General features: G+C 48.8%; 8 protein-coding genes. All 8 read left to right on the top strand.

Features of this window, described 5'->3' with window-relative positions; genetic code table 11:
• Positions 1-278: PD-(D/E)XK nuclease domain-containing protein (locus NFR99_RS12880; protein ID WP_251353828.1), on the top strand; the 278-nt coding region annotated here is incomplete at its 5' end.
• Positions 279-349: 71 nt separating this feature from the next.
• A complete protein-coding gene (locus NFR99_RS12875) occupies positions 350-1,189 on the top strand; it encodes a tyrosine-type recombinase/integrase (protein ID WP_120483481.1) in 840 nt (279 codons plus the stop codon).
• Between the two features lie 387 nt (positions 1,190-1,576).
• Positions 1,577-6,400 carry a leucine-rich repeat protein gene (locus NFR99_RS12870; protein ID WP_251353827.1) on the top strand — a complete coding sequence of 1,608 codons (4,824 nt, stop codon included), beginning with the start codon at positions 1,577-1,579 and terminating at the stop codon, positions 6,398-6,400.
• A gap of 104 nt (positions 6,401-6,504) precedes the next feature.
• Entirely contained in the window at positions 6,505-8,166 is a 1,662-nt protein-coding gene (locus NFR99_RS12865) for a DUF6273 domain-containing protein (RefSeq protein ID WP_251353826.1), read from the top strand.
• Positions 8,167-8,182: 16 nt separating this feature from the next.
• Complete coding sequence (locus NFR99_RS12860) at positions 8,183-8,575, top strand: four helix bundle protein (protein WP_251353825.1); 393 nt, start codon at positions 8,183-8,185, stop codon at positions 8,573-8,575.
• 112 nt (positions 8,576-8,687) lie between these two features.
• The gene (locus tag NFR99_RS12855) at positions 8,688-8,903 is read left to right on the top strand and encodes a hypothetical protein (RefSeq protein WP_251353824.1); all 216 of its coding nucleotides are present in this window, start codon (positions 8,688-8,690) and stop codon (positions 8,901-8,903) included.
• The gene (locus NFR99_RS12850) at positions 8,872-13,983 is read left to right on the top strand and encodes a DUF6273 domain-containing protein (protein ID WP_251353823.1); all 5,112 of its coding nucleotides are present in this window, start codon (positions 8,872-8,874) and stop codon (positions 13,981-13,983) included. Before NFR99_RS12855 ends, NFR99_RS12850 begins: the two co-directional genes overlap by 32 nt.
• Positions 13,984-14,216: 233 nt before the next feature.
• The coding region (locus tag NFR99_RS12845; RefSeq protein WP_251353829.1) for an AAA family ATPase at positions 14,217-14,810 on the top strand (594 nt) is incomplete at its 3' end.

Raw genomic sequence — 14,810 nt, 5'->3', positions numbered from 1 at the left:
TGACTTCCAACAGGGAAAGCGGCTTCGGGAGATACGACGTAATGCTGGAGCCGAGGAAAAAAGAGTACGACGCTATCATCATAGAGTTTAAAGTGCAGGATACGGAGGAGGAAAAGGAGCTTTCCGACACCGTCCAGGCGGCGCTGAGGCAGATAGAAGAAAAGGACTACGCCGCCGCGCTCCGGGCGAAAGGAATCCCGGAGGAGCGGATACGGAAGTATGGGTTTGCGTTCAGGGGGAAAGAAGTGCGGATAGGAAACAAAATGGATGAAAAATAGAAATCAGAGGCTTTAGCTTTGCAGAAACTTCCTGTGATACAATGGATAAAAACAAACACAGGAGAGGCTTTATGGATTATCAAGTGGCAGAGGAAGATATCTGGGCATATCAGGAATATTTGGTATCAGAAGAACATGGAAAAGGAACGGTGGAAAAATATCTGAGGGATATCCGTTCCTTTTTTGTGTGGGCTTCGGGAAGAATGGTAGGGAAAAGGCTGGCGGCGGCATGGAAGGAGCATCTTGTCATGGAAGGATATTCCACATCTACGGTGAACTCCATGCTTTCCGCCCTAAACAGCTTTCTGGAATTTATGGGATGGACACAATGCAGGGTAAAGCTTCTGCGGATACAGCGGACGCCGTTTCGGAAGCAGGAACGGGATTTACAGCAAAAAGAATATGAACGTCTGAAGCGCGCCGCCGGACGGAAGGGAAAAGAGCGGCTGACGCTGTTAATGGAAACAATCTGCGGGACAGGCATACGGGTATCGGAAGTAAGGTATATTACTGTGGAAGCGGCGAGGGGGAGAAAGGCAGAGATTTTTCTGAAAGGGAAAGTACGCGTGATACTGCTGCCTGACAAACTGTGCCAGAAGCTGTTGAGGTATGCTAAAAGGCTCGGAATTTCCGAGGGAGAAATTTTCGTGACGCGGAGCGGGAAAGGACTATCCCGGCAGTATATATGGCAGGAGATGAAGAAACTGTGCAAAGACGCGCATGTAGAAGCGTCCAAAGTATATCCGCATAATCTGCGCCATCTTTTTGCGAAGCTCTTTTACAGGGTGAGCAGAGATATCGTGAAACTGGCGGACGTCCTGGGACACAGCTCTGTCGAAACGACCAGGATTTACCTGATGGATACTGGCGCGGAACATGCGCGGTGGCTGGAACAGATGGGGGTGGTATAGCGGAGGGAATGACAAAATTCTGATTTTGTATATAGGAATATCAATAAGACGTGCTGTCAGTAGAATTTTAGCACGGAATCTGGGATTAGGCAAGAAATAATATATCTTGAGAGCAGATTCTCATTAGCAAAATTTTATTTTCAGGCACACAAATCAGGACTGTGAAAAGTCTGTTTTTTGCAGTCCTGATTTATGCGCTTATTTTTACCTTCAAATGACAGATAGGGGATAAAAAATAATTGCCCATAGGTTATATCTTCCTGATATTTGTCTAAAATCCGGCGCGGATATATACAAAATCAGAATTTTGTATATATCTAATATCGTTTTTGGAGATGCTGGACAACAGAAAAAACAGTTTTATATTAAGGAAGGAGAAGAAGGGATATGAGAAAAAAATTACAATTGCTTTTGACAGCGGTAATGGCGGCAGCTTTAATGGTAACCGTGAATCTGGGAGTTCTGCCAGAGACAGGCAAAGCGGAAGCGGCAGAAACAACGCTGAAAAACCCCCGCATTGTGCCGGACGATAGCATGGAAGCTGGGCAGAAAGTAACCTGGGACTGCGTTTGGTTCGGAAGCTATCCGCAGGCAGAGGTCATACCGTCAGGAGCAGAGTACACGGCGCTGGATGAAAGCCTGCGGCAGGGTGGGGACGTCATTGTCTCAGACAGCATATACGCTGATCTCCAAAGTGCGTCCGAATGGGATATGAATAATGATATTGTCTTGGATGGTGAAAAATACCGGAGGATAAAAAAGGAAGACGCAACATCTTCTGGAAATGGGAGAAGCTGGTATCAATGGCAGGACGCTCTTTCTTGGCACTATTTCAAATATGAGCCTGTCAAGTGGAGAGTGTTACATACAGACGAAAGTCAGGCATTGATTTTATCAGACATAGCATTGGATGATCAGCAATATCATACGGTAGATGAAAGTGTTACCTGGGAAACCAGTACTCTACGCAGTTGGCTGAACGGTTATGGAGCGGAGAACAATAAGCAATCCAGGGACTATAGCCGGAACAATTTTATGGGTAGCGCATTTAGCATTTCTGAACAAGCGGCAATTGTGGATTTATCATTGGAAAATATTGGCAGTATTCAGTGGAATACAGGGGGAGGGAATAATACTATTGATAAAATTTTCCTGCTTTCTGAGACGGACATATGGGGTATGGACAAAGTAAATAGCTATGGATTTATAAAGGATGGAGATATTTATGATGAAGCAAAATGGTGCAAAAGCAGCACTTATGCAAAAGCTAAAGGTATGCCAAGTAATAGCAGCAATCAAGGTTCTTCAGTAATTTATGCCGGAAATGGCTGGTGGTGGCTGCGTTCTCCAGGAGAAAGTCAAAATCATGCCAAGCATGTCAGTGATCATGGTAATGTTAAGAATACTACAAACAATGTCAGTGAGGCTGGTGATGGTGTACGTCCGGCTTTAAATCTAAAGCTTTCATCTTTAAATGTCTATTCCTATGCTGGAACAGTGTGTTCCGATGGAACACAAGCGGAGGTGGAAAATGTCGTGCCATCACAGCCGGGGAAACCAGAAACAACAGAGACAGAAGAAACAACAGAGACAGAAAAGACAACAGAAACAGAAGAGACAACAGAAACAGAAGAGACAACAGAAACAGAAGAGACAACAGGAACAAAAGAGACAGCAGAAGCAACAGAAGCAGAGGATGTCACGCTGAAAAACCCCCGCATCGTGGCAGATTCCAGTATGGAGATTGGACAGAAGGCGACCTGGGACTGCGTATACTTTGGAAGTTATCCGCAAAGTGAAGTAGATAGCAGTGAAGCGGTCTATGCTGACCTGCAAAATGCGTCAGGCTGGGATTCAAAGAATGAAGTCACAATCGCCGGAAACAAATACCGGAGAATGAAAAAGGACGACGCTACTTATGTTTACGCGGAGGGGGAAGGACAAGAAGAAGGAACCTATCACTGGGCAGACAATACGACGTATCATTATTTCAGGTATGAACCAATTAAATGGCGGGTATTGCAGACGTCGGGGAATCGTGCGTTGCTTTTGGCGGACGCGGCGTTGGATGATAAAGAATATGCCATGACGGGGAATGATTCTTCCTGGAAAAACAGCCGGATACGGAACTGGCTGAATGGATACGGAACAGATTTTCAGGATAAGAATTTTATTAGCAGTGCATTTTCAGGCGCAGAGCAGCGGAGCATCCAGACAACCACGCTGGAACTGAGCGAGGCGGATGAGGTAAATGATAAGATATTTTTGTTGTCATCTTCGGAAGTGAACTCAAAGAATGCGGAAGCCTATGGATTTCTCACAAAGCCGCAAGCGCCCTATGCCGTACCGGATGAAGCAAAGAGATGTAAGCCAAGCGATTATGCGAGGGCTATGGGAACTTTTTGCATTACATCGGAACATGATCAGTATGCAGATTATCCAAACACCTGCTCATGGTGGCTGAGGGAGGAAGATGGGGCTCCGCCTTTCGTATCCTATCCGGGGTATACGATGTATTATGGCGTGTATCACTCAGGAATTGACGGAGTTCGCCCGGCGGTGTGGGTCACACTGGATTCCGGGAAGTACACGTATGCCGGAACAGTGTGCTCGGATGAGATGAAAGGCTCTGTCTTAAAAGAAGGAGATTTCTCTTACTATGTAATGCAGGATGGAACCGTGGAACTCCGGAAATTTTATGGAGTGAAAGAAAACGTCACGCAGATAACGATACCAGAAACACTGGGAGGTAAGACCGTTACGAAGATAGGTAAGTACGTATTTTCGGGATGCAGTAATTTGAAAAGTGTCAATATTCCAGAAAACATACATGAAATAGGATACAGTGCATTTTCAGGATGCGGTTTGACAAGTCTTACGATTCCCGGAAATGTGAAGAAGATTTCAGATGATGCATTTGGAGGATGCGAAAATCTATCTGCCATAACGCTTTCAGAAGGGCTGGAAAGCATGGGGAGCGAAGTGTTTTCAGGATGCAGCGATGATTTGACGGAGATTCACATTCCAGGAAGTGTTACGGATATGTCACCGACGACATTCAAAGGTATTTACAATTTGAGTTCTATAGAAGTTGCTGAAAATAATCCTGCGTATGAATCGCAGGACGGCGTGTTGTTTACGAAAGGAAAGTCAGAATTAATCAAATATCCGATAGCAAAAACTGAATGGAGATACACAGTTCCGGATGGGGTATCTGCAATAGGGGATTCCGCATTTGCCGGATGTGACAACCTGGGGAAGATTTCCATTCCGAATGGGGTTACGGATATTGGAAATTCAGCGTTTGCCAGTTGTGAAAATCTGGAGGAGATTTCTATTCCAGACAGCCTTGTATCCATAGGTGATTCTGCGTTTGAAGAGTGCATATACCTTGAAAGCATTACTCTGCCGGAGGGGCTTCTGTCCATAGGCGGTTCTGCATTTAGCGAATGTGAGACTTTAGAAGAGATAGCGCTCCCGCAGAGCATTAGGACAATAGGGGAATCTGCGTTTGCATGTTGTGAAAGCTTAAGCAGAGCTGTATTGCCAGAAGGACTTGAAGTAATCAGCAGTTCCCTTTTCAGCGACTGCTTAAGCCTGAGAAGCATTGAGATTCCAGAAAGCGTCCAGAAAATCGGAGACTATGCGTTTGCCAGTTGTGCATTAGAAAGCATTACAATTCCAGGGAGTGTCCGGGAAATAGAGGAGTGGGCATTTGCGTATTGTAAGAATCTGAGTAATATAAGGCTTAACGAAGGCGTGCAGTCACTGGGTGGAAGCATTTTTACAGGATGCAGTGAGGATTTGGCTGCAATATCTATACCGGGAAGCGTTAAAAACCTTTCAGGGAGCACATTTTCAGGAATGTCGGGGCTGGACAGCATTGAAGTGCCGTCAAGCAACAGCGCGTATGAGTCCCAGGGCGGCATTTTGTTTACAAAAGGGAAAACAAAATTAATCAGGTATCCGGCAGGGCGGGCAGGAGCATTTACCGTTCCGGGCGGGGTTACGTCCATAGGCGCTTCCGCATTTGCCGGATGCGAGAGCCTGAATAGTATTGTATTTCAGGAAGGTGTTATATCTATAGAAGATGGTGCGTTTTATGGCTGCTCCCATTTAAGTAGAATTATACTGCCCCAAAGCCTTACATTTATAGGAAAGATCGCGTTTTCTCAATGCGACGCTTTATGTGAGATAAGGATTCCCGACAGGGTTACGAAGATAGCAAGTTCTACATTTAGCTCATGCGGAAGTTTGAGTAGCGTTATACTGCCGGCGCAGCTTACAGAGATAGGTGATAGGGCATTTGAAGGATGTAGTGTTATACGAAAAATAGCGTTTCCTGGAAAGCTTGTGAAGATTGGGGAAATGGCATTTTTCAGCAGTGGCCTTGAGGAGGTTACAATACCTGGAAATGTGTGTGAAATCGGAGCTTCTGCATTTGCGTATTGTGAAGAATTAAAGAGTGTTACTATACAGGATGGAGTCCAGACGATAGGTTATCGGGCATTCGCAAGCTGTGAGAATCTTGGAAAAGCCACCATTTTAAGCAGAAGCTGCAGGTTTGAACGCATTCCTTTTCTTTCTGTTTTTGATGAAACGGCTGTTCTTTATGGATATCCAGGCTCAACTGCACAGGCATATGCAGAAGAGTGTGAAAATAAATTCATCGCACTGGACGGAAACAGCGGTGGAAATAGTGGCGGAAACAGCGGCGGGAATGAACAGAAAGTTCCAACTATCCAGCCGCCGAAGGATATCCCCGTCATTCCGGCAGTAAAAGAAATAAAGAAAGGCGAAAAGAAAACTGTTTCCGGCGGTACTTACACAGGGCTGGGAAATGGCAAAGTAGCCTACGCCGCTCCGGCAAGCAAAAACATCAGAAAAACTACGATACCAAATCAGGTGGAAATCGATGGAAAAACTTATCCGATCACGGAGATAAATACAGGAGCGTTTAAAAACTGCAAAAAGCTGAAAAGCGTGGTTATCGGAAAAGGAATCACTTCCATCGGGACGAAAGCGTTCAGCGGATGTAAGGCGCTGAAGAAAATCACCATCAAATCTGCGAAGCTGAAAAAAGTGGGGAAAAACGCTTTCAAAGGCATCCATGCGAAGGCGGTTATCAAAGTGCCGAAAGCGAAGCTGAAAGCCTATAAGAAGCTGCTGAAAAAGAAAGGGCAGGGGAAGAAAGTCCGGATTGTGAAGTAACCGTCAAACAGGCAAAATGAAATTCTCCGCGGCAACCGCCAAATGCCTGCAAGCAGTCACTTGGCTTGTTGCCTGCGGAAATAAATAAAGGGAGAAAAGCAACCATGAAAAACAAGTTTATAACTTTAAAACGCGGGCTGGCGGCGGTACTGGCAATATCTTTGGCTCTCGCGCCGCTTCCGGCGGCGATTCCGGAGGGGGCGGCAGGAAAGACCAAAGCGACGGACGTCACGCTGCAAAATCCCCGTATTGTGACAGATGACAGCATGGAAGCAGGGCAGAAAGTCACTTGGGACTGCGTGTGGTTCGGGAGCTACCCGCAGGCGGAGGTGATACCGGGCGGCGCGGAATACACCGCGCTGGACAGCAATCAGTGGCAGGATGGGGACGTTATTGTTTCCAACAGCGTGTACTTTGCCCTGAAAAATGCATCCGACTGGGACGCTAACAACAATATCACTCTGAATGGGGCAAAGTACCGGAGAATGAAAAAGGAAGACGCGACTTACTCAGATGATATGTATGGTTATTATAACTGGAGTAGCGGCGAGGACTATCATTATTTCAAGTATGAGCCTGTCAAGTGGCGGGTACTCCGCACCGACGGGAACTATGCGCTTCTCCTGTCTGACGTGGCACTGGACGACGAGCAGTACCATATCGAATTTGGAGATGTCACTTGGGAGAACAGCACAGTACGGAGTTGGCTGAACGGCTATGGAGCCGGAAGCAATCAGCAGTCCATAGACTACAGCAGGAAAAATTTTATCAGCAGCGCTTTTAACGCTTCTGAACAGGCGGCAATCGTAAATTCCTTCCTGGAAAATGCCGACAACATAGAAGATGGAACAAGCGGAGGAAACAACACCACGGACAAAGTATTCCTGCTCTCCGAGTCGGAGGTGTGGAATACGGATAAGGCAAAATCCTACGGCTTTGTAAAAGACAAGTATATATATGACGAAGCCCGCCGCTGCCAGAGCAGCACGTATGCAAAGGCGAGGGGAATGTTCAGTACATACACTGGGAACGGCTGGTGGTGGCTGCGCTGGCCGGGCAATTATTTAAGTAATGCTATGTGTGTGATGTCTGATGGCCTGGTCGATGTTTACTATGACAGCCCCGATCTTAATTGTGGCGTACGTCCGGCTTTGAATCTTAATCTCTCATCCCCTAATCTCTATACCTATGCGGGGACGGTGTGTTCTGATGGGACAGATACAGAGGTGGGTGGTGGGACAGTAACCACGGGCGGGGGGACGCCCCCAGCCAGCAAGCAGCCCCCATCGTCGTCCAAACCTGAGGAACCGGCAGTACGGAAAGGGCAGACCGTAAAAGCCGGACGGTTAAGGTACAAAGTAAGCAAGGTTCATTCTGACGGCACGGGCGAGGTCATCCTCGCAGGGGCGGCAAGTAAAAAGGACGCGAAGAAACTCGCATCCCTGAAAACTGGCGACACGGTCAAAATTAATAAAAAGAACTTTAAAGTAACGGCCATCGCCAATAACGCGTTTAAAAACTGCAAAAAGCTGAAACGTGTGGTGATTGGAAAAGAAATCACTTCCATCGGGGCGAAAGCGTTCAGCGGATGTAAGGCGCTGAAAAAAATCACTATCAAATCCGCGAAGCTGAAAAAAGTAGGGAAAAACGCTTTCAAAGGCACCCATGCGAAAGCAGTTATCAAAGTACCGAAAGCGAAGCTGAAAGCCTATAAGAAGCTGCTGAAAAAGAAAGGGCAGGGGAAGAAAGTCCGGATTACAAAGTAGATAAGGCCTGAATCCTATGAGAAAAAAAGAAAGCGAACTGTCTGTGATTGTAAAGGCGAAAGATTTGGGAAGTTATATCTTTACCGTAATGGATAAGAGCCCGAAAAAGTTCCGCTTTACATTTGTGAGCCGCATACAGAATTTGAGCCTGGAGATCTTGGACAACCTGTACCGGGCGAACTTTGTGTATGTAAAGGATAAGGAAGACTCGGTTCACATCACACAGAGGAAAGATTACCAGAGGAACGCTTATGTGGCCCTGAAGCTGCTGGGCTTTCTGGCTCTGGCGGCAAAGGAGCAGGGATGCATCCTGCCGAAGCAATACGAACAGATATCTATCCAGTCAACAGAGGTTACACGTCTGCTGCTGGCGTGGTCGCGGAGCGACCAGAATAGATATAAGGGATAAGGTTGAAGGTGGCTGCGCTCGCCGGGCAATAATTCAAACAATGCAATGAACGTCAACAACGACAGATACTGGGCGAGTCATACGGAAGCTGCGTACAAGTAATAAAAAGCGGTTGAAGCGGAAGCTGAAACGCTACCGCCACGCCTACCGGAATGGCGTCATGGACATGGAAGCCGTCTCCCGCAGCCTGGCAAGCTACCGGGGGCATCTGTCCCACGGGAATACATACCATCTGCAGAAAAATATAGTAAACCATCTTGTCTTATCGAAACAGACGAAGGAGGAGAGGGAAGAACATGAAAGGAAAATCAAAGAACAAATCAGGTAAGCCGAAGCGTCTGCTGACCCTGTTTCTGATGGCGGCGCTGGCTCTGTCGCCGCTTTCGGCGGCGACGCCAAAGGGCGCGGCGGAAAAAGCAGAAGCGGCGGACGTCACGCTGAAAAATCCCCGCATCGTGGCGGATGACAGTATGATAGCAGATCAGAAGGTCACCTGGGACTGCGTGTGGTTCGGGCGCTACCCGCAGGCGGAGGTGATACCAAGCGGCGTAGAATACACCGCGCTGGATGAAAGTCTGCGTCGGGAAGGGGACGTTATCGTTTCCGACAGCGTGTACTCTGCCCTGCAAAATGCGTCTGGCTGGGACGCTAACAATGATATCACCCTGAACGGGGCAAAGTACCGGAGGATGAAAAAAGGAGATGCGACTTACACATCTGCCAGCAGCGGTTACTATAAATGGAGCAGCAGCACAGACTACCACTACTTCAAATACGAGCCAATCAAATGGCGGGTGCTCCGCACGGACGGGAACCAGGCGCTTCTCCTGTCGGATGTGGCGCTCGACGACCAGGAGTACCATACAGAATATGAAAGTGTTACATGGGAGACCAGCACTGCGCGGAGCTGGCTGAACGGCTATGGAGCCGGGGGTAACAAGCAGTCTGTAGATTATAGAGGAAAGAACTTTATCGGCAGCGCATTTACTGCTTCTGAGCAGGCGGCAATCGTAAATTCATCCCTGGAAAATGCTGACAGCATAAAATATGGAACAAGCGGAGGGAACAATACCACGGATAAAGTATTCCTGCTCTCAGAGTCGGACGTGTGGAATACGGATACGGCAAAATCCTACGGCTTTGTAAAAGACAGGGATATATATGACGAAGCCCGCCGCTGTAAGGGCAGTACCTATGCAAAGGCGATGGGAATGTGGAGCAGTATCAGTACAGACCATTCCATTTACGCTGGGAACGGCTGGTGGTGGCTGCGCTCGCCGGGCTATAGTTCAAACCGTGCGATGAACGTCGACTACGGCGGCTGGGTCGGCGATGATGGCTACTATGTCGACTTCGATTATGACGGCATTCGGCCGGCTTTGAATCTTAATCTTTCATCCTCTAATCTCTACACCTATGCGGGCACGGTGTGTTCCGACGGGACAGACGCGGAGGTAGGCGGAGGTACGGATGTTACCCCGGGCGGGGAGACGCCGCCCGGCGTCGACAGTTCCCAAATCACGGTTAAAGCAGCGGATTACAGCAGTTTCGGTTTTCAAATGATAGAAAACGCCCATGTGGAAATCGAGGGCGTCGGGGCGGCGGACACGGACGGCAAGGGCGCGGCGCATATCGCGAACTCCCTGAAGGAGCCTTCTGCCATGAAGCGCATAGCGGTGACGAAAGAGGGATTCCGGGATTACATTTTCTACACGACGCTGGTGTCCCCTGCGCTTGTGAGCCAGTTTGCCGCAAACCAGTTTACGGCGTCCTTGAGGAAGAAAAAAGCTGGAGACGATGCGAAGCCGTATGTCTCTACAGTGATGTATTACCAGAAAGAAACCGCCAGACCTTGCGGGGGGCAGCATTTTCAAAAATCGGATAACGTGACCTTCCGTGTCTGCGGCGTCTGGAACCAGAAGCCGCCTGGAAAGTATGTCCTGTACCAGACGGACGGAAAGACGCTGGAAAGTGAGGACGGAATCTTCCGGTTGAACATCGGGGATGCGTTTGCCGGGAACGGGGATATTTATGTGAAACTGACGGCGGCGGACGGGACAGAGAGCGAGCCGGAACAGGTTTTTATTACCATACCGAAAAATGGACTGGGTTCCGAGGGAGACGACAGTTATATTTCGATTTTGAATGAAAGCAGCGAGTCAGGTATACAGACGGATATTCCATTTTTGAATAATGATAAGCTGTCTTTTGACCTGGGGAAGATTAAGGTTACGATAAAGCGGAAGGATTCGAAAATCCGGATGATGCTGGGGGTAGAGCCGGACAGCCTGGAAAAGGATATTTTCGATGATGAGCTGTGGAAGGAATGGAAGAAGTTCTGCGAAAGCCAGCCTTATGACTTGTCACTGTCCCAGTGGAAAAACGTCCTGACGTCAGGAAATCTGGATACCCGCTGGACGTCAAAGGCGGCGATTAAGGCGACAGGATACGGCTGGCTGGAAAATGACCTGTCGGCAGGCAGTAAGGAGCCTCTGAGCGGAGGACTTCAGGTGGCGATTGACCTGAGCGCTTCTTTTAAACAGCAATATGCCATAGGTGTGATTCCCGTTTATCTCGAAGAATCCCTGGGAGTGAATGGAGAACTGGCGGGAAGCGTAACCTATAACACTTCTGAGAGGAAATTTGGCGGCAGCACGAAGCTTACCATCACCCCATCTCTGAGCGTGGGGGGCGGCGTAGGCGTACTGTATGTGGCAAAGGTCGGCGTCGAGGGCAGCGGTTCCATGCCATGTGTGATTGATATCCCGAAAGGGCTGACGCAGGCAGACTTGATTGGTTCGCTGAGCCTGAAAGCCAGCGTCCTAGGATTTAACTATTCGAAAGAAATGGCAAAAGCCACCTATCCGCTTTATAAAGCGTCTGACAGTAAGGCAAGGGGGCTGGCGGACGGCATGGTTTCGGAAACGAAGGCAGCGCCAGTGTACGACATGGACAGCTACACCCTCCCGGTGCAGATTTTGCCAGAGTCCCACTGGTACGGCGATAAATTAGAGAGGACACGGAAAGCCCGCGCGGCAGCTTCCGGCATGTCGGAGAAACTGCTCCAGACAGGCGTATCGGAGCTGACGGAGCCGATGCTGGTTCAGGACGGTGACACGACGCTGGCGGCATTTTTGACAGAGGATAGTTCACGGCCGACGATTCACCGTACGAAGCTGGTATATACGGTTTACAACAAAGAAGCTGGCACATGGAGCGAGCCGCAGGCAGTGGCGGAAGATGGGACAGGAGATTTCTATCCGCACCTGACAGGAAAGAATGGAAGGATTGCCGTGTCGTGGCTGAATTATGATGCGTCTATGAAAAACTCTTCTTCTGTGGAGGATGTGTTCCAAAGCGGAGAAATCTGTACCGCCCTCTGGGATGCGGACGCCGGATGTTTCCGCGAGGCTTCTGTGATGGCTTCTTCCTCGTCAGCGGCTGCTTACAGCAGCGCGCGTATCGCGATGGATGCGGACGGAAACCTTACAGCAGCAGGGCTGAAAAATACGGCGGCGGATATTTTCGGGCTGACAGGGGACAATATCCTGTTCATGGAAGGAACCTACGGGAATATAGCAGTTCACAGGGAATTTCAACTGTCCCAGGGGCTTCCGGTTACTTACGATGTGTCCGAAACAGGAGGCGTGGTAACGGCGGCAGTGTGCGTGGATACGGACAGAGACCTTGCGACGCTGGAGGACAGGGAGATTTATCTGTTTACCTCTGATGGAGACGTGACAAGGCTGACGCAGAATAAGAGCTATGATTCCGCTCCCAGGTACGCCAGGTATCAGGGAGAAACGGCATTGTTCTGGTATACATCGGAAGGATGCAGGGTTCTGGATGTGTCCGGGCGGCAGAGCCTGATTCCGGCAGAGGAGGCCGGGATTTCGGAAAACTTTACGGTAGTAAACGGGGAAGGAAACCAGACTGCCCTGGTATGGTCGGGCGTGGATGAGAATCAGGTTTATCAGCTGACGGCAAGCCTGTATGATGAAGCGTCAGGAACGTGGAGTTCCAAAGTGCTTCTCTCCAACAGTGAGGAGAGCATTTTCCGCCCCAGCGGCTATTACAATGCGTCCGGGGAGATGGAAGTCCTTTACTGGAAGGGCAGCACTATAGGCGAAGGGAAGCTGTATACCATGCAGCTTACGCCGAAGCCGGATGTGGAGATCGTGGACGCTTATATCAAAGACGGCACGGAAATTCCCGGCGAACGTACCACGATTTATACAGTAGTCCGGAATCTTGGCGCAGAGAAAGTGACAGAATGCAGGGTGACGGCAGACGGACAGGCGACGGATGTGAGAATGAATATTCTTCCAGGTGAAAGCGCTCTCCTGGAGGCGTCTTATACAGTGCCGGAGGCGGTTTCCCACAGGGAAGTCTTGGTTCAGGCAGATGTAGAAGGGGACAAAGACACTTCCAACAACCAGTTCCGGCTGACGGCGGGATATGCCGATGTATCTGCAGTCGTTACAGAGGATGTTTGGGGAAATGGAAAAGCCGTCCATGTGACGGCAGGAAACAGCGAGGCAGTGCCGACGGAAGCGGTGCTGGAGGTGCGTAAAGATACTGTAGACGGGGAACTGGTTTCTTCTGTGGAGCTTGGGACTTTAAAGCAGGGAGACCTGGCTGCTGTAGACTTTACCTATCCGAAAGGAAAGGATGGATATGAGACAGAAGCGAACGCTCTGTACTATGTAGTGACGTCAAGCGTCCCCGAAAAATATGAAAGTAATAATTATGATTATACTGTATTCCATGAGAAAGACAGCAGCAGTTCCGGCGGCGATACTCCGACGCCGCCGGAAACGGAGACAGACCCGGAGGAAACAGAAACGCCGCCCAGTGAATCGGAGGAGCGCCCGGCGGGGACAGAAACGCCTTCCACGGACAAAAAGCCGCAGGAAACCGAGCCGCCCTCAGTACCGTCCAAACCTGAGGAACTGGCAGTACGGAAAGGGCAGACCGTAAAAGCCGGACGGTTAAGGTACAAAGTAAGCAAGGTTCATTCTGACGGCACGGGCGAGGTCATCCTCGCAGGGGCAGCCAGTAAAAAGAACGCGAAGAAACTCACATCCCTGAAAACTGGCGATACGGTCAAAATCAATAAAAAGAACTTTAAAGTAACGGCCATCGCCAACAACGCGTTTAAAAACTGCAAAAAGCTGAAACGTGTGGTGCTTGGAAAAGAAATCACTTCCATCGGGGCGAAAGCGTTCAGCGGATGTAAGGCGCTGAAGAAAATCACCATCAAATCCGCAAAGCTGAAAAAAGTCGGGAAAAACGCTTTCAAGGGCATCCATGCGAAGGCGGTTATCAAAGCGCCGAAAGCGAAGCTGAAAGCCTATAAGAAATTGCTGAGAGCCGGGGGCGCGGGTTCGAAAGTGAGGATAAAATAGAAGAATATAGGGAAATGTATGCGGCAGACGGGGAAGAACCTGTCTGCCGTATTTTGTTCCGAGAAGATAGATTTACATAATAAGATGTATAACAAAAAGTTTAATTGTAAATTCTATGTTTTCTATGGAAAAGTAAGGACGGATTGGTTATAATGGAAAAAAGGCTTTCGGAATATTTTGGGCGGAAGAAAAGGACAGACGGCATAAGCGGCAAGATTGGGGGGAGTGATTCTATGGCAAAAACCGTGGCAATTGGGCATCAGGATTTTGAACAGGTAAGGAAGAACGGCTGGTTTTACATTGATAAGACGAGTTTCATAAAAGAGTGGTGGGGCAGAGGGGACAGTGTGACCCTGATTACCCGGCCGAGGAGATTCGGAAAGACGCTGAATATGAGCATGACAGAGCAGTTTTTCTCTGTGGACTATGCCGGGCGGGGAGATTTGTTTGAGGGGCTTTCCATATGGGAAGATGAGAAATACAGGAAGCTCCAGGGGACGTACCCGGTTATCTTTCTGAGCTTTGCGTCAGTAAAAGAGACAACTTTTGACCAGGCAAGAAAGGGGATTTGCTCGGAAATCAAAGAATTATATAATAAGAAAGATTTTCTCCTGGAAGGAAATCTGCTGAATGAAGATGAAAAGAAGGATTTTCGGAGAATATCAGCGGAGATGGAAAATCACCAGGCGTCAGTTTCTTTAAGGAAACTGGCAGGTTATATGAGCCGTTATTACGGGAAAAAAGTTATCATCCTCCTGGACGAGTATGATACGCCGATGCAGGAAGCGTATATGGGCGGATACTGGGAGGAGATGGCAGAGTTTATC

The sequence above is a fragment of the Hominisplanchenecus murintestinalis genome (assembly GCF_943193015.1).
Lineage (GTDB): Bacteria > Bacillota > Clostridia > Lachnospirales > Lachnospiraceae > Hominisplanchenecus_A > Hominisplanchenecus_A murintestinalis.
The sequence above is the reverse complement of the archived record's forward strand: the minus strand, read 5'-3'. Positions and strand labels throughout refer to the sequence as shown.

Bases quoted from the DNA above. Each gene is read 5' to 3' on its own strand.
- NFR99_RS12875 (WP_120483481.1), top strand. From the start codon at position 350: ATGGATTATCAAGTGGCAGAGGAAGATATCTGGGCATATCAGGAATAT.
- NFR99_RS12870 (WP_251353827.1), top strand. From the start codon at position 1,577: ATGAGAAAAAAATTACAATTGCTTTTGACAGCGGTAATGGCGGCAGCT.
- NFR99_RS12865 (WP_251353826.1), top strand. From the start codon at position 6,505: ATGAAAAACAAGTTTATAACTTTAAAACGCGGGCTGGCGGCGGTACTG.
- NFR99_RS12860 (WP_251353825.1), top strand. From the start codon at position 8,183: ATGAGAAAAAAAGAAAGCGAACTGTCTGTGATTGTAAAGGCGAAAGAT.
- NFR99_RS12850 (WP_251353823.1), top strand. From the start codon at position 8,872: ATGAAAGGAAAATCAAAGAACAAATCAGGTAAGCCGAAGCGTCTGCTG.